The following is a 15,549-nucleotide window of genomic DNA, read 5'->3' on the forward strand; positions in this document are numbered from 1 at the left end:
CCGCCGTTCTGCTGATTATTTTACCGTGATAACGTATTTGTCGACCACGTTCCGGATCTTGGCGGAGCCGGAGACATACATGTCCATCGTGAAACCGACCTTGAAGACGTCTTCGCCCTTGTAGCCCTTGTTGGGCTTGTAGAGCACAAGGGTGCCCTTGACCGTTTTACCGGCGCAGCGTCCCTCCTGAAGCTTGCCGCTGACCTGCTTGAAGCTGACCTTGCCATGTTTCGGTGCCACTCTGACCTTCATCTTGGGAGGAGCACCAGTGAGGCACCCCGGAAGTGTCGTTGCTCTGGAACCGACAACCGTTGCTTTGTTCCGGGGAACAGATTCACGAAACGTATCGGCGAAGGACAAGGATGAAAGGCACAAAAGAAACAAACCAGCTAAGAAAATACGCATTTTTTACTCCTAGTATTTTTATCAAGGCCCCCTTAGAGCCAGACCTTCGGATTGACAATCGGATCGAGACCATGAATTGGCAGCTCCCGATTGGGTGTTGCAGTTTTGCCGCATGCCGAAAGACATTGCGCCGTAAGGGCAAGTCTGGTTTTTGAGAGCCGCATGAGTACCAAGCAGGAAGCCAGCTGCCGATGACGCAGAACATCCAGATCCGCCCCGCAGAAAGCAGAGACCTCGAGGCTGTCTATTCCATTTGTCTGAAGACTGGCGATGCCGGTCGTGACGCGACCGCTCTTTACCGGGATCCGAAGCTTGTCGGTCATATCTATGCGGCGCCCTATGTCGCGCTTGACGGGGCCGTCAGTCATGTTGCCGAAGATGACCTGGGCGTGTTGGGCTATGCGGTCGGAGCGACGGACACAAGAGCCTTCGAGCAACGCCTGGAACGGGACTGGTGGCCGGCACTGAGGCTGCAATATCCTGAAGTGGCTGATAGCGCCGTCGGAGAAATGCAGGACGCGCTGAGGATCAGATCCATCCACCATCCCGTGCCGGCACCGGACGACATCGTTTGCCGCTTTCCGGCGCATATTCACATGAACCTCCTGCCACGCGCCCGGGGCAAGGGCGTCGGCTCAAGGCTGCTGGAGGCCTGGCTGGCGCAGGCGCGGTCTCGGAATGCAACGGCGGTGCATGCAGGGGTCAGCGCGGTCAACAAGGCAGGCCTCGCCTTCTGGACGGCCAGAGGCTTCGAGCCGGTCCTGGAAGCGCCTGAAAGCGGCAGTCGCGGCACGATCTGGTGCGGACGTCAGGTTTGACCGAAGCGCCCTTGCTTTACATCAAGGCGGGACGGGATTGGTTCCACCACCATTGCGCGTGGAAAAGGAGGACGTCATGCCAGCCAAATCCAAACAGGAATTGCTGACGGTCACGCATGCCGAGTTTGAAAAGCTGCAAACCGTCCTGAACGAGCTACCGGCCATGTTGCGGTTGGAAAAGGACGAAGAGGACACGTCCCCGAAAGATATCGTCGGACACCGGGCGCACTGGATCCAGCTTTTCCTGGGTTGGTACCAGGACGGGCAGGAGGGCAGGGAGGTCCATTTCCCTGCAAAGGGCTACAAGTGGAACGAGATCAAACGGTACAATGCTGACCTGCGGCAGAACCAGGCGGGACTTTCGTGGCAGGCCGCACGTTCGCTTCTGGACACCAGCCATGCCGAGCTTGTCGCGCTGATTGAAAGCCTCAGCGAGGAAGAGCTTTACGGCGGAGCGATGAAGGGAGCCAACAACAAATGGACCCCGGGCCGTTGGGCTGAGGCAGCCGGTCCAAGCCACTATCGTTCGGCCGGGAAGTACCTGCGGCAGAGAAGCAGAGCTTTCAAGGCAGCCCGGCCGGAAACGGCTGCCTGACGACACCTTCCGGCAGAAATGCGTTCGGCCTAGCCTGCCCGCTTGACCACGGCGACATTCACCTCGCGCCAGATGTCAAATCCGAGTTTCCGATAAAGCGCAATCGCGCCGTGATTGTCGGCATAGGCATGCAGGAAAGGGATGTCTCCCTGTGACCTGATATGGGAGGCGACGTGGCATGACAGGACCGATGCAAGGCCTTGACCCCGAAAGTCGGGATGGCAGCATATGCCGCTCAGCTCGGTATAACCGGTGAGATTCAGCCGCGTTCCCGCCATGGCGGTAAGCCGTCCATCCGCTTTCACACCCCAGAAAGGGCCAAGCTCCGGTGTGCGGGACGTGAAGGGGCCGGGTTTGGTGAGGGTGGCCAAGGCAACCATCTCGGGAATGTCGGCGCTGGTCAGCCGCACGATCTCGGCTGGAGTCATCTTGTCTGCAATTGGCCTGGTTTCGGTCATCAGCACACCTGTGGCGGTTGTTTCAGCAGCCAGCGTGTCCGGTAATTCGATCTCATCGGCCTGGAGCAGATAGACGTGATCTTCACCCGGAGCAATCAGCTGCGCCAGCGCTTCGAGCGCTTCGCCGCTGTTGTCCTTTGTGGAAGCAAAAGGGGAAACAGCTGGATCGAACCGGCGTGCCAGTGGCCCTCCCTTGACGAATTTCCGCTGTCGGGTGGTCAACGCAGACCAGACAATTCGATTGAGCAAAGGAACGGAGGCGTCAGGCATGATTTCGACTTTCCTTCAATTCATAATGCTGTGCGGTCTGGTCCCACCGTTTCAGCACGCGCTGTGCTGCTTCCGGCACGTAGCACTTTTGATAGTCGGCGCCCTGAAAGGCGATGATGTCGTCGAGGGACCGGAAACTCATGATGGTGACGAATTCGATTTCGTCCTCCAGCTCCCGGCGAAGCACTTCGATGCCCAGGTATCCGGGAATTGCCTTTGCCTCGATGCCCGGAATGACCTGTGTGGTCAGCACGTTAAAATATAGGTCCGCGTTTTCATGCGTCGTCCATCCATGCCACAAGCGCTTGATCATTCGGGCTTCTCCCTTTTTGGCGTGAGGCTTTCCCAGGCTGGCAGGGGGGCGTCGCCCCGGTCTGTCCTGAGTGGTTCTCGGTCAAGGGCCTCTTCCAGCTGGTCCAGCTGTTGAAGCAATGGGCCTTCGAGGTCCGCGCAGGCCTGTGCAACAGCGATGGAGACGGCCGGCCAAAGGGTTGCCTTCAAGTGCGAAACCAGCTGCTGACCGTCTTCGGTCAGGGCAATGCGACTGACCCTGCGATCCTCCTTCTGGGGAACCGCCCTGACCAGCCCGTCGGCTTTCATCTTGTTGATCATGCGCGTGACACCCGGCTGGCTCTGGCCGAGTGCTTTTGCCAGGTCGCCGATGCTCAGGGAGCCCTGACGGTCGAGCGCTGCCAGCACCGGATTGTGCGGTGTTGGCAGGTTGGTGCCGGCCAGCTCCGAGGCCAGGTCCTGGGTCTGCATCTGCAGCTTCTCTCCGATCCGTTTCAACCGGCTGCCGAGCGTGGCATAGCCAAGAACGCGAACAACATCTTCCGTCATGACAACCTCAATATATAACAAGTTATATAACTATGCATGAAAGCCTCTGTCAAGAAAGACTGGACAGGGTCCGGAGAATCTATATAACTCTATAGTTATGGAACAGGTTGGTTATGAAAGTGCGCCGGCCAGTCTCGATGCGGTGTTTTCAGCCCTGTCGGACCCGACACGCAGGGCGATCCTGACGCGGCTGGCCAGCGGTGACGCATCGGTGAACGAGCTGGCGGCTCCCTTTGACATGAGTCAGCCCGCCATTTCGAAGCACCTGAAGGTGCTGGAGAAAGCCGGACTGGTCACACGCGGAACGGACCGTCAGCGCCGGCCGGCCAGGCTGAATGCGGCGCCGATGCAGGATGCAATCGCCTGGCTTGAAGAATTCAGCCGGTTCTGGACCTCGAGCTTCGACCAGCTCGACGCATTGCTTGAAGAATTGAAATCAGTCGATCGTTAGGGAGTAGAGTATGGCTTTGCCTGAATTTGTTTTGGAAAGACGTTTCAACGCACCGCGCGCACTTGTGTGGCGGAGCTGGACCGAACCGGATCTACTGGCGCGCTGGTACGGGCCTGGCGTGGAGACGGTCATTCACAAGCTGGATGTCACGCCGGGCGGGCTCTGGCTCAACGAGATGCGGATGGGCGGCGGGTCTCATTACCAGCGGGTCGAATACACTGAAGTGATTGCACCGGAGAAACTGGTCTGGTTGCATTCCGTCTCCGATGGCGACTGGAACATTGCCGCCAACCCGATGATGCCGGACTGGCCCCGCGTCCTTTTGACCACCGTCACCTTCGAAGAGAAGGACGGTCAGACCGAAGTCCGCCTGACCTGGGTGCCGCATGAGGCAAGCGAGGCTGAAATCGCCTGTTTTGCCGGCGCCATTGCCGGTCTCGACAAGGGCTGGGGCAAGGGCATGGAACTGCTGGCCGAACTGCTTGCGGAATTGCAGGCTTAAAGAACGCCTCACACCAAAACAGCCAGAAAGACCGTGTCGCCTTGCCGACGGCACGGTCTTGCCTTGCTGGGTTCTGTTTCGTTAGTCGAATTCCGGTCCGCGCGCCCGGTAAGGCGTGATTTCCTTCCAGGCTTTCATGAGCGTGTCCAGTTCGTCGTCGCCATGCGGCGGCATCACGATCTGCAGCTTGACCAGAAGATCGCCGTGACCGCCGGTCTTGGTCGGCAGGCCCTTGCCCTTCAGCCGCATGCTCTTGCCGCTTGAGGCATTGGCCGGAATGGTCAGGTTCACGGCACCAGAGAGTGTCGGCGTGCGCACTTTTGCGCCCAGCACCGCCTCGTAAAGGGTCAGCGGCAGGTCGAGATGCAGGTCCGAACCTTTCACCTCGAACAGCTTGTGCGGCTTGAGGCCGATCTCCACCATGGCGTCCCCGGACGGTCCGCCGTTCTCGCCCGGATGCCCCTGGCCTTTCAGGCGGATCTTTTCGCCTTCGACAACGCCCTTGGGCAGGGTGACGTTGACGGTCTTGCCACTGGGCAGCGTCACTTGCGTCTTGCCGGAATTGACGATGTCTTCCAGCGAGACCCGCGCCACGATATCGGCATTGCTGCCTTTGGTCTTCGGTGGTGCCTTGGCTCTCGCCCCGGCACCGCCGAAACCGCCACCGGCCGCTCCGCCGCGGGCCTTGCCGCCGCCAAAGCCGCCGAAAATGTCGTTCAGGATGTCATCGAAGCTGCCGCCACCGGCACCGCCTCCGCCAGAGCTTCTGTAGCTGCGCCGGCCGCCGGCTCCGAAGTCTTCGTGACCCGTAAAGCCATCGAACCCACCGGCGTGGAAGCGCTGCTTGCCTTCCGCGTCGATTTCGCCGCGATCAAACTGGGCACGCTTTTCCTTGTCGCCGATGATCTCGTAGGCCTGGTTGGCCTCGGCAAAGCGCTTCTGTGCCGTCGGATCATCCTTGTTCTGATCCGGATGGTATTTCTTGGCCAGCTTTCGGAAGGCCTTCTTGATGTCGCCCTCGCTGGCGTTTTTCGCCACGCCGAGAACGCTATAGGGATCACGCATTCGTTTCACCAGGTTTCTAAGAGTTCCAGCAAGGCGACCCGCTTTCCGCGGCTCTGCCGGTTGCGCCGGCGAGCTCAGGCGGTTTCGAGGTCAAGCCTGACCGGATTTATCCTTTATATCGGGATGGATAGGAAAAAATTCCAGCCCTCCATCTCCGCTTCAGGGACACATCGGTTTTAGCGGGTTTTTGCCTTAGTTCAAGCTTCGGAAACGGTGAGGGCCGTGACCGCAAATTTCCGGGTGATGTCCCGGCAGGCCGTGCCGTCATAGAGCTTGATGCCGGCAATGGTGTTTGCGGTGGTCCGGAACGTCAGGCAGCCGGTTGCGCTCAGCACGCTCGTGTCGATCCCGGTCAAGGTGCCCGAATTGCCGCTTACGGAGTTGAGCCAGGGCAGGGCAACGCCGGTTGCTGCCTGTCCGTCCGCAAGGGTTGCGCCGAGCGTATCGAGATGGCCGGCGATGATGCTGCGATCGTCTTCGTCAACGTCTGAATAGGCGACATCGGATGCAGACGGGATCGACCCGGTCAGGACGGTCGGGGTCGCCACGTTGTTGCTGCCCATTGGCACGGACACCTGGGCACAGCCGCCGAGCGACAGGCCAATCGCCAGGAGGATGCCTCCAAGGGGGTGGATCTTGATGTGTCCGTCAGTATATGAACGCATACGATACATGTTTGGACGGCCTCCGATTTGGCGCATTCGCTGCCGTGCTCAAGGCCGCCAATTCCTTAGACAGGTTTCCTATGACCGACCTAAAAGATCCGCCGGAAGAGTTAACAAAAGGTGACTTCACGGAAGTCGTGAAGCCATTTGAACTGTTTGCTGAATGGCTTGAGGATGCCAAGGCGTCCGAACCCAATGACCCCAACGCGCTTTCTTTGGCAACGGTCGACGAGACCGGCCTGCCAAATGTGCGCATGGTTCTGTTGAAGGGGTTCGACGAGGCCGGATTTGTTTTTTACACAAATTTTGAAAGCGCGAAGGGGCGGGAACTCCTGTCCGCCGGCAAGGCGGCCATGTGTTTTCACTGGAAGTCCCTGAGACGCCAGGTCCGGATTCGCGGCGACGTTGTCGAAGTGGGCAAGGAAGAGGCGGACGAGTATTATCGCTCCCGGCCACGCGGCAGTCGTATCGGGGCCTGGGCGTCGAAGCAGTCCCGGCCGCTGGAAAGCCGCTTTGCGCTTGAGAAGGAAGTTGCCAGGTTCACGGCCAAGTTCGGTATTGGCGACATTCCCCGTCCGGACCACTGGTCCGGCATGCGCCTGGTGCCGACCGAGATCGAGTTCTGGCACGACCGTCCGTTCCGCCTGCATGACCGTGTGAAATTCACCCGCTCATCGACGGATCAGCCCTGGACGAAAGAGCGGCTCTATCCCTGACGTTCTGTCCGGTGTGCCCTGACGGCGCATTCTGCAAACCAGTTCAAAGCAATCGTTTCCAGCGGAAGAACAGGAACGTTGCAACGACGGATACAAGCATCAGTCCGATCGAGAACAGGAAGCCCTGCTGCCATTCCAGCTCCGGCATGTTGGTAAAGTTCATGCCATAGATCGAAGCGATCAGGGTTGGCGGCAGGAAGATCAGGCCGAGAACGGTAAAGATCTTCGAGATCTGATTCTGTTCGAGCGTGACCAGGCCGACAGTCGCATCCAGCAAAAACGCCAGTTTGTTGTCCAGCGCGTCACCATGTTCCTTGATCGAGTGGATGTCCCGGCCATACATCTTGCAATCCGCCAACTGGTCATCGTTCAGTCCGAGGCGCTTGGCATGGGTACTGATGTAGAACAGCATCCGGGCGAGGCCCGTGCACACGTCATGCATCTTGGAAACGTGCAGGCCAATTTGCCCGAGGCGCTTGATGGCGATCTGGTAGCTGGCCGTCTTGCGCGTGTTGAGGCCGTCACCGAATACCTCGACCGCCAACTCGTCATATTTTGCGGACGCGCTTTCCATCTCGTCGGCGCAGCGGTCGACGATGATATCCAGCATGGTGAACAGAACCGCTGGGCCATTGTGCGGTATGGTCTTGTCGGCCTGAACTCTCTTTGAGGCAATGGTGATGGATTTCGGCTCGCCGTAGCGAACGGTCACCAGCCGTTTGGCGCTGACCACAAAGGTCACCGACGACAGCGCCGGATCGATCATGCGTGTGGCGATTGGCAACTGCGCGGTCATCACCACAGCGCCCGGTTCCAGATAGAGACGTTCAGACGTTTCGATTGACGCGATTTCGTCGCGTGTGGGGATTTCCGCCCCCATCAGTTTTTCGGCGGCCTGCTGTTCCTCGGGCGTCGGAGCCACAAGGTCGATCCAGACCGAGGTCGCAGGTACTGCGTCCCCCGGCGCAAGCTCATGGCGGTCAAGACCATTTACCGAAGGACAATAGGCAATAATCATTCAGGCAATCTCCGCGGGGACACAATGCGTGTCCGGGTCGGCGGCAGTTTGCCCAAGTGGCGTTGACGGGGCAACAGTTTCGCGGCGAAGCCAGAAGGCCGGACGAAATTACGTCCGGTCCGGCAGTCTGGCGTGAGTGCAGCGCTGAAACGGTGCGGATTACTTACCGCTTTTGCCCAGTCCGCCGGGTTTCCGGCACATGGCGGCGGCGTTGAGCGCAGCAATGCCGACCGGCTTGTAGAGATTTACGAGCTTGGCTCCGGCCGTGTTGGTCGGGGTCGGGCGGGAAGATTGCTCAGACATGTCCTCAGTCCGTTGTTCATTTCCAGAGCCCGCAAGCTGGTGATCGGTTGATGTTTCGCGGGCGTCGTGCATTTGGTATCCAATTGCGGCAAAGGGAAGGCGTTTTGCCTTCGCAGCTGACAGTTCCTGCTTGGAACGTGAAAAAAGCATGCGCTTATTGGAGAGTTTCGGCCAGTCAAAAACCATAACAGGTTGTAACGAAACCCTCGTTGATTTGAAGTAATCGGCTAAGGGTTTCTTTACCTTTGGGTGCGTCGGCGCGGACTGTTGCCTGTAACGGCTCAGATCAGGAAGCTTTTCGGGTTGCGGAGTGGCTTGCGCCGCGCGGCGCAAGACAAGCCGTAACAACATCTTGGCAGCGTCAGAAGCAGCGTTGCGGCAATCAGGGCCAGACCGCTGAGCATGAGGCTGGACGACAGTGGCGCACCCAGCAGGATCAAAAAGGATCCGATGCCGGTCCCTATCACAAGCAGAGCAATCGTTGTCCGGACATAGAGATAGTGTGCTTCAATTGGTTTTTCGCCAGTTTCGGCATGTCGGATCGCCATGAAAAATGCGAAAGGCACGGTCAGTACCGCCGCGACCAGAACGTGACACAGGCAGATATTTGCAAATCCCGGCTGGAACAGGGCCGTCGGGGACCAGCCTGATCTCGTCTGATTGTCGCGATCCCGGTAGTCCGGTTTTTTCACCGGATGACGGGAGCGTAGTCCGGTCATTCCCCACCTCGGATCCTGCGAAACGAACCTGCCTGCCGATCTTCATTTATGCCTTGTCCAAAGCGGAAGTGAAGTTCATTTTTGACATTTCGGCCAGATGCGAACAAACAATGCATAAGTCGGCAGACTCCAGAGTCAGGACGAAATGAAGCGATATGCCACCCACCGAACCGCAACGGCTCCTGCAAGTCGTACGCTGGCGTCCTGTGCACTGGCGCTGGCGGTTGTCGCGTTCCTGGCAAAACGTTTCGGACTGATCGATGCCGACATCTTCGTTCTGTCCTTCATGGTCGCCGCGGCCGTAGCGTTGCTAGCGATCCTTCTGGCGCTCTTTGCGCTTCATCGTGTCTGGACCCTGGGGGGACCCGGCGTGCCCGCAGCCCTGACAGGTGTGGTGCTCGGCTTGCTTGCGATCGGTCCGCCCGCTTTGACCGTGGCTATTCTGGTGCTTCGCCCGGGAGGACATGACGTGTCAACCGATCGCATCGACCCCCCAGAGTTGATCAGTGCGGGAGTTTTCAGCGAGCAACCGTTTTTGATCTGGTTTGACGCGACGCTTGTACGAGATGTCTGGCCTGTCCTGGCTCAACTCAAGACGGAACCGGCTGACACGCAAGAAGCTGCGGAACAGGTGACTCTTTACCCCGACATTGTCTCACGCCGTTATCGAATCTCGACAGCGCAGTTGCATGCCGCCGGACGCAAGGCGCTGGATGGGCTCGGTTGGAGCCTTGTGGACGAATTGCCGCCAGATCTTTTGGACGTCGCCACGCGCCTGCAGGCGGTCGGCAGGTCACAGTTGCTTGGACTGGACCACGATGTGGCACTGAGGATCCGGCCGGATCCGGTCGGCGCATTGCTGGACGTGCGTGCGCGGTCGCGCACACCGCTCAAGGACCTGACCGGCAATGACGACCATATTCGCGGTGTTTTTGCCGAAATCGACCGCGTCTTGCTGGAAACCTACGGAGATCTGTCTCGTCTGGCTGTCGATGATAGTGAGGCGGAGGCGGAGGGCCTCGAACCGGAGCCTGTCGAAGAGCCGCGCGACACGATCCCGCTGCCCGGGTTCAAACCGTATTTCGAAGAAGAAGACGCTCCCGTCCCAGATGGCGTCGAACTGACGGATCTTGAAGGGTAGAGTGAAGCCGTGCCTGATGTGGCCCCCGTCGCGCTGACCGGTCAGGACAGGCGATAGGTTGCGTCAAGCGTGAGCGACGGCTCGGCTGTCACGAGGTCGCGGCTGCAAAGATCCTCCAGATGGGCGAAGACCGACAGGCCTGCGGCCGGATGGAGCGCGCGGTCAATGTCGGCATAAAGCGCCTCAACGATTTGCGGGATCGTTCTCCGGTTTTCGCGGAGCTGATCAAGAATGGCGGTTTCCCTTTGAAGCCGGTGCCGCTTCAAATCTTCCACATAGGACCGCGCCTTGACCACCAAACCGCCATGGCCGGGAAGATAGGTTTCCTCCGACCGGCTCAGCAAGGTGTCGATGGAGGCCATGTAGTCCCGCATGTTGCCATCCGGCGGCGCGACAATGGAGGTTGACCAGGCCATGACGTGATCAGCCGAAAGAAGCATGTCGGTTCCCGCAATAGCGAAACAGAGATGGTTTGCCGTGTGCCCGGGTGTGGCGACGGTCTCCAGCGACATTTCCGATGCGGCGAACAGGTCGCCAGCGTCCAGCTGCCGGTCAGGCCGGTGGTCCTTGTCGCCGCTGGCATCAAGCGGATTGATTTCATTGGCGGCGAGATCGCGGGCGGCGCGGTGCGGCCCGCAGCCGACGATCAGCGCACCGGTCTGTTGCTGCAACAGCCGTGCTCCCGGTGAATGGTCGACATGGGTGTGGCTGACCAGAATCGCCTCGATCTCGGCGCCGTCAGCAGCCTTCAGGATTGTTTCTATATGGTCCGGCAGCGCCGGGCCGGGGTCGACGGCCACCAGACGCCGTGTTCCAAGCAGATAGGTATTGGTGCCATGGAAGGTGAAGGGACCGGGATTCTGCGCTGTCAGGCGGCGTATTCCAGACTGGATTTCGACCGGAGAACCGTAACAGGGGTCGAACTGTCGATCATGTTTCATTTGGCCGATATCACCTTGTACCGCGGTCCTGTTGCGTCATGTATCTGACGTTTGAATCGGATAGGGAAGCAGAACTTTGCCAAGCCCCGGCAACATGTGAAACAGTGGCCCGTGAATTTAATCGTTTTGAACATGGCGAACCAACATGTCGTATGAAACGGAATGCCGCTTCGATTGCTTGCTTGATCTTCCGAGAGATCAGGCGTTCTCGCTTTTCGTCGATCGGCTGGACCTCTGGTGGACATCGCCTTTCAGGGAAGTGGACGAGGAAGAAACGGAGGCCGGGATCGAGCCTTTTGCAGGCGGCGTCTGTTACGAAATCGACAGCAACGGGCGGCGGCGAATCTGGGGCACGGTCCTGTCCATCGAGGAACCACTATTCATCCGGCTTGCCTGGCAGGTGACCCTGGAGGGTGAAGAAGAAGCGGATCCTGCTGCGGCAAGCCGTGTCATGGTCAATTTCCGAGATGCAGGCCGATCAACGCGTCTTGAAGTTGTCCATACGGAATTCTTGCGTCATGGGGAAGCGGCGGCAGACTACACGGAACGGATGCGCGCGCCGGAGGGCTGGCCGACTATCCTTCAGAACCTCAAAGCCGCGGCCGGCTCAGGGGGTATGCGCTGAAGCACCTTCCTGCCGCTGTCGCCGGAATTTCTCATCGCTGTCGCTTGATTGACATGCTTTCCATGCTAGGTGGAAAGTCCAAAAACGCTTTTGTTTTCGCTGTTTCGGGCTTGTGCAATTATTAAGGCGTCGAAATAGTGCTTTTCTCTGAAAGCGCATCCCGCTGGTTATAGTTTACGCATGAACCCATGACACAATCGCCGACGTCAATCGAGCAGGCCCCGGAACCGCAGCCGGCAGCCTCGCCGCTGACACGCCTTGGGGAAGCCAGGTGGCTTTTGCTCACGGCCCTTTTCGCGGCGCTTGCCGCCGTCCTCCTGTATGACGTTCCCTCGTCAGGGGCCTTTGCCTTTCTGGTGGCCATGTGCGCTGTTGCCGGCTTTGTTCCGCGCCGGGCTGCCAGCCGACGGGTGAAACTGAATGCCCAGCGGGAAATCCGGCGAATGTGGCCGGGTACCGGAATGAAGGTGACTCTGGATGCGCTGCCCACACCTTGCTTCGTTGCAGATGGCCGCGGCATCACGCGCTATGTGAACCGTCAGGCCCAGGCCTCTTATGAAGGTGTCAAGCCTGGTGATCCCCTGTCCTTTTCCCTTAGGGCGCCGTCCCTGCTGGAGGCTTTTGACCGCGTCTGTTCGACCGGAGACTCAGAACGGATCAGCTGGATCGAGAAGGTGCCGACGGAAACCTGGTACGAAGCCCACATCGCACCGATCTACATGCCCGGAAATACCACGCCGGAACAGGGAGCAGGTTTGCCGGATTTCATCCTGGTGGCGATCCAGGATCTGACCGAAAACCGGCGGCTGGAACGCATGCGCACCGATTTTGTCGCCAACGCCAGTCACGAATTGCGCACGCCGCTTGCATCGCTGACAGGCTTCATTGAAACCCTGCAGGGACCTGCCCGGAACGATCCGGAGGCTCAGGACCGGTTTCTGTCCATCATGCTGGACCAGGCCGGGCGGATGCGCCGGCTGATCGACGATATCCTGTCGCTGTCGCGCATTGAGCTCAAGGCCCATGTGCGTCCGGTGAGCACGGTCGATTTTGCAGAGATCATCCGACACACCGCCGATGCACTTTCACCACTCGCCGCTGACATGGACGTGAGCATCCGAGTTCAGTTGCCGGATGGGCCTGTACGGATCAAGGGCGATCGCGACGAACTTATCCAGGTGACCGAGAACCTGATCGAAAATGCCTTGAAATACGGCCATCGCGGCCAGTTCGTCGACGTGGAGCTGAGCGAGCTGATCGATGTGGACGAACACACCTGGCAATTGTCTGTCAGAGATTATGGCGAGGGCATCCCGCCGGAGCATCTGCCGCGCCTGACGGAGCGTTTCTACCGCGTCGATGTTGAATCGAGCCGTGCCATGAAAGGCACCGGCCTGGGGCTCGCGATCGTCAAGCACATTCTCACACGGCATCGGGGGCGCCTGGAAGTGGACAGCGAAGCCGGCGAGGGGGCGACGTTCAAGATCAAACTGCCGGCATCGGAAGAGTCTGAAGCGATTTCATAAAGAACGCCGGTCTGACGTGTTTGTGTCAGGTGTCGTAAAGCTGACGCCCGCAACTGCTATTGCACATCGAACCGCCCGATCAATTAGGGCGAAACTGATTTCCGCCGTGTTGCGAAATGCCTTTCTGGGAGAAACCTTGTGTCGCACAAACTGACCACCCTGGCGGTCCTGGGAGGCCTTGTCTGTCTGGCCTCGACAGTCGCGGAAGCGCGAGACCGGCTTCTGATTGTTGGATCCTCCACGGTTTATCCCTTTGCAACGGCGGTGGCCGAGAAGGTCGGCGAAGTGGGTATGAAGTACCCGATTGTCGAATCGACCGGGACAGGCGGTGGCTTCGACCTGTTTTGCCGCGGAACCGGCGCAGCCACACCGGATATCACCAACGCGTCCCGCCGCATGAAGCCGGAAGAGTTCGAGACATGCAAGGCAAACGGTGTGACGCCGGTCGAAGTCGAGATCGGCTATGACGGCATCGTTCTCGCCAATTCCCGGTCGGGGCAAAAGATATCCCTGACGCTTGAGCAGATTTTCCAGGCGCTTGCCGAAAAACTTCCAGGACAAGACGTTCTCGTGAACAATCCCCATGTGACCTGGTCGGACATCGACCCTCTGTTGCCCGCGGAAAAGATCAAGGTGCTCGGCCCGCCGCCGACCTCCGGCACGCGGGATGCCTTCGAGGAACTCGTCATGGAAGAAGGCTGCGAAATGACCGGAGGCCTGGACGATGAGCAATGCACGCGGATCAGGCATGATGGCAGCTTTGTCGAGGCGGGCGAAAACGATGAGCTGATTGTCGGTGCCTTGCAGGCCAGCCCCGTCACGGTCGGAATTTTTGGCTATTCCTTCCTGAAAGGAAACCTGGACAAGATCCAGAGCGTAAGCGTGAACGGTGTCGAGCCGACCTTCGAAAAGATTGCATCTGGCCAGTACCCTGTTTCCCGTCCGCTTTTCTTCTACATCAAGAAGGAACATGTCGGGGTGATTCCCGGGATCGAAGACTATGTTGCAGCTTTCACCGATGAAACTGCCTGGGGCGACGACGGCTACCTTGCGGACAAGGGACTGATCCCACTTGCGCCCGAAGCCCGCAAAACGCAGGCCGCTGCGGCGCTTTCTCTAAGCGCGCTGCAACTCTGAGTGCTTAGCCGGATAAGAAATGCGGCCGCGCGGTGGTGATTGGCAGAGTGGTCTTTTAAAAAACACTGTCATCATTGCGCATATCTGCAAGGACCTTCACAAGGCGCCCTGACAAGAGACATATTTCGCCTCAAGATGACACAAAACCGTAAGAAGGCGAAATTTTATCATATTTTTCAGATGCTTAAATTGTCACAAAACTGAAAAACAACTGTCATAGAACTCTCATCCACGGGGCCTAGGTTCCCGGCATCGCTCGTGCATATCGACACGAGGCGATCCTCTAGAAACCTTGACATTCAAAGGGAGTGGTCAAGTGAAATTTACGACCCTCGTTAGCGCAACTGCTCTGGCCGTTGCTTCCACTGCATTCGTTGGCGCAGCCCAGGCTCGCGACCAGGTCCAAGTTGCCGGTTCTTCCACGGTTCTGCCGTATGCTTCCATCGTTGCTGAAGCTTTCGGTGAAAACACCGACTTCCCGACCCCGGTTGTTGAGTCCGGCGGTTCTTCTGCTGGTCTGAAGCGCTTCTGTGAAGGTGTTGGCGAAAACACCATCGACGTTGCCAATGCTTCCCGCAAGATCCGTGAAAAAGAGATCAAGGCCTGCGCTGAAAACGGCGTCAAGGACATCATCGAAGTCCGCATCGGTTACGACGGCATCGTGTTCGCTTCCCAGAAAGACGGCCCGGCTTTCACCGCTTTCACTCCGGACGACATCTTCAACGGTCTGGCTGCCAAGGTTCTGGTTGACGGCAAAATCGTCGACAACCCGTACACCAAATGGTCCGAGTTCAACCCGAACCTCCCGGACGTGGAAATTGCTGCCTTCATCCCGGGCACCAAGCACGGCACCCGTGAAGTCTTCGAAGAGAAGGTTCTGGCAGTTGGCTGTGAGCACACCGGTGCCATGAAAGCCATGATGGACGCTGGCATGTCCGAAGACGACGCTGAAGACGCTTGCATCGACGTGCGTGCTGACGGCAAGTCCACCGACATCGACGGTGACTACACCGAGACCCTGGCTCGCATCGACAGCAACCCGAACGGCATCGGCGTCTTCGGCCTGGCATTCTACGAGAACAACCAGGACAAGCTGAAGGTCGCAACCATGAGCGACGTTGCTCCGTCCACCGAGTCCATCGCTTCCGGCGAGTATCCGGTTTCCCGTCCGCTGTTCTTCTACGTCAAGAAGGCTCACATCGGCGTGATCCCGGGCCTGAAAGAGTACGCTCAGTTCTTCATCGCTGACGAAATCGCTGGCCCGCAGGGCCCGCTGGCTCAGTACGGCCTGGTTTCCGATCCGGAACTGGCAGCTGTCCAGGCTTCCGTCGAAGCTGAAGAAACCATGAAGTAA

The 15,549-nt window shown here is 58.7% G+C and carries 20 protein-coding genes; 10 read left to right on the forward strand and 10 right to left on the reverse strand.

The annotated features are described in order from the left end of the window. Positions 1-15 precede the first annotated feature (15 nt). Positions 16-240, reverse strand: coding sequence for a hypothetical protein (locus CHH27_RS26535; protein ID WP_157739115.1), 225 nt, complete (start codon positions 238-240; stop codon positions 16-18). 356 nt (positions 241-596) lie between these two features. On the opposite strand from CHH27_RS26535, the gene CHH27_RS26540 reads away from it, so the two are divergent. Both CHH27_RS26540 and CHH27_RS26545 read left to right on the forward strand, forming a co-directional pair. Further along, positions 597-1,223 (forward strand): GNAT family N-acetyltransferase, encoded by a 627-nt coding sequence (locus CHH27_RS26540; RefSeq protein ID WP_094074269.1) that lies wholly within the window; start codon positions 597-599, stop codon positions 1,221-1,223. A 76-nt stretch (positions 1,224-1,299) separates the two neighbouring features. Beyond that, a complete protein-coding gene (locus tag CHH27_RS26545) occupies positions 1,300-1,818 on the forward strand; it encodes a ClbS/DfsB family four-helix bundle protein (protein ID WP_094075034.1) in 519 nt (172 codons plus the stop codon). Between the two features lie 29 nt (positions 1,819-1,847). On the opposite strand, the gene CHH27_RS26550 is transcribed toward CHH27_RS26545, so the two are convergent. Genes CHH27_RS26550 through CHH27_RS26560 form a run of 3 tightly spaced genes read right to left on the reverse strand, consistent with a single transcriptional unit; the run spans position 1,848 to position 3,386 of the window. Further along, entirely contained in the window at positions 1,848-2,546 is a 699-nt protein-coding gene (locus CHH27_RS26550; protein WP_094074270.1) for a GNAT family N-acetyltransferase, read from the reverse strand. Next, positions 2,539-2,859 (reverse strand): antibiotic biosynthesis monooxygenase, encoded by a 321-nt coding sequence (locus tag CHH27_RS26555; protein ID WP_094074271.1) that lies wholly within the window; start codon positions 2,857-2,859, stop codon positions 2,539-2,541. Before CHH27_RS26555 ends, CHH27_RS26550 begins: the two co-directional genes overlap by 8 nt. Beyond that, positions 2,856-3,386: a MarR family winged helix-turn-helix transcriptional regulator gene (locus CHH27_RS26560; RefSeq protein ID WP_094074272.1), complete on the reverse strand. Its 531-nt coding sequence runs from the start codon at positions 3,384-3,386 to the stop codon at positions 2,856-2,858. The genes CHH27_RS26555 and CHH27_RS26560 overlap by 4 nt, the downstream gene beginning before the upstream one ends. A 97-nt stretch (positions 3,387-3,483) precedes the next feature. On the opposite strand from CHH27_RS26560, the gene CHH27_RS26565 reads away from it, so the two are divergent. Together CHH27_RS26565 and CHH27_RS26570 are read left to right on the forward strand one after the other, a co-directional pair. Beyond that, positions 3,484-3,837 carry a helix-turn-helix transcriptional regulator gene (locus CHH27_RS26565; protein WP_094074273.1) on the forward strand — a complete coding sequence of 118 codons (354 nt, stop codon included), beginning with the start codon at positions 3,484-3,486 and terminating at the stop codon, positions 3,835-3,837. Between the two features lie 10 nt (positions 3,838-3,847). Continuing rightward, positions 3,848-4,339, forward strand: a complete 492-nt coding sequence (locus CHH27_RS26570) for an SRPBCC domain-containing protein (RefSeq protein ID WP_094074274.1) — start codon at positions 3,848-3,850, stop codon at positions 4,337-4,339. A gap of 81 nt (positions 4,340-4,420) precedes the next feature. Here the strand turns inward: CHH27_RS26570 and CHH27_RS26575 are convergent, their stop codons facing one another. After that, positions 4,421-5,404 carry a DnaJ C-terminal domain-containing protein gene (locus CHH27_RS26575; RefSeq protein WP_094074275.1) on the reverse strand — a complete coding sequence of 328 codons (984 nt, stop codon included), beginning with the start codon at positions 5,402-5,404 and terminating at the stop codon, positions 4,421-4,423. A gap of 197 nt (positions 5,405-5,601) precedes the next feature. Beyond that, on the reverse strand, positions 5,602-6,069 hold the full coding sequence (locus CHH27_RS26580; protein WP_208988394.1) for an RT0821/Lpp0805 family surface protein: 468 nt from the start codon (positions 6,067-6,069) through the stop codon (positions 5,602-5,604). 80 nt (positions 6,070-6,149) lie between these two features. Here CHH27_RS26580 and pdxH point away from each other — a divergent pair, with 80 nt between their 5' ends. Next, a complete protein-coding gene (gene pdxH, locus CHH27_RS26585; RefSeq protein WP_094074276.1) occupies positions 6,150-6,785 on the forward strand; it encodes a pyridoxamine 5'-phosphate oxidase in 636 nt (211 codons plus the stop codon). A 43-nt stretch (positions 6,786-6,828) separates the two neighbouring features. Here pdxH and CHH27_RS26590 read toward each other — a convergent pair whose 3' ends face one another. The 3 genes from CHH27_RS26590 to CHH27_RS26600 form a co-directional block, all read right to left on the reverse strand. Then, positions 6,829-7,803 (reverse strand): magnesium transporter CorA family protein, encoded by a 975-nt coding sequence (locus CHH27_RS26590; protein WP_094074277.1) that lies wholly within the window; start codon positions 7,801-7,803, stop codon positions 6,829-6,831. A 159-nt stretch (positions 7,804-7,962) separates the two neighbouring features. Next, complete coding sequence (locus tag CHH27_RS28005; RefSeq protein WP_198338308.1) at positions 7,963-8,106, reverse strand: hypothetical protein; 144 nt, start codon at positions 8,104-8,106, stop codon at positions 7,963-7,965. 281 nt (positions 8,107-8,387) lie between these two features. Next, positions 8,388-8,825, reverse strand: coding sequence for a hypothetical protein (locus CHH27_RS26600; RefSeq protein WP_094074279.1), 438 nt, complete (start codon positions 8,823-8,825; stop codon positions 8,388-8,390). Between the two features lie 145 nt (positions 8,826-8,970). Between CHH27_RS26600 and CHH27_RS26605 the strand changes: the two genes are divergently transcribed. After that, the gene (locus CHH27_RS26605) at positions 8,971-9,966 is read left to right on the forward strand and encodes a DUF1499 domain-containing protein (RefSeq protein WP_094074280.1); all 996 of its coding nucleotides are present in this window, start codon (positions 8,971-8,973) and stop codon (positions 9,964-9,966) included. A 41-nt stretch (positions 9,967-10,007) separates the two neighbouring features. On the opposite strand, the gene CHH27_RS26610 is transcribed toward CHH27_RS26605, so the two are convergent. Continuing rightward, positions 10,008-10,907, reverse strand: a complete 900-nt coding sequence (locus tag CHH27_RS26610) for an MBL fold metallo-hydrolase (RefSeq protein WP_094074281.1) — start codon at positions 10,905-10,907, stop codon at positions 10,008-10,010. Between the two features lie 145 nt (positions 10,908-11,052). Between CHH27_RS26610 and CHH27_RS26615 the strand changes: the two genes are divergently transcribed. The 4 genes from CHH27_RS26615 (at position 11,053) to CHH27_RS26630 (ending at position 15,549) form a co-directional block, all read left to right on the forward strand. Next, on the forward strand, positions 11,053-11,532 hold the full coding sequence (locus CHH27_RS26615) for an SRPBCC family protein (protein ID WP_094074282.1): 480 nt from the start codon (positions 11,053-11,055) through the stop codon (positions 11,530-11,532). A 188-nt stretch (positions 11,533-11,720) separates the two neighbouring features. Then, positions 11,721-13,058: an ATP-binding protein gene (locus CHH27_RS26620; protein WP_094074283.1), complete on the forward strand. Its 1,338-nt coding sequence runs from the start codon at positions 11,721-11,723 to the stop codon at positions 13,056-13,058. A gap of 138 nt (positions 13,059-13,196) precedes the next feature. Further along, complete coding sequence (locus tag CHH27_RS26625) at positions 13,197-14,195, forward strand: substrate-binding domain-containing protein (RefSeq protein WP_208988395.1); 999 nt, start codon at positions 13,197-13,199, stop codon at positions 14,193-14,195. Between the two features lie 316 nt (positions 14,196-14,511). Continuing rightward, entirely contained in the window at positions 14,512-15,549 is a 1,038-nt protein-coding gene (locus CHH27_RS26630; protein WP_094074284.1) for a substrate-binding domain-containing protein, read from the forward strand.

Source organism: Labrenzia sp. VG12 (assembly GCF_002237595.1).
Classification (GTDB): domain Bacteria; phylum Pseudomonadota; class Alphaproteobacteria; order Rhizobiales; family Stappiaceae; genus Roseibium.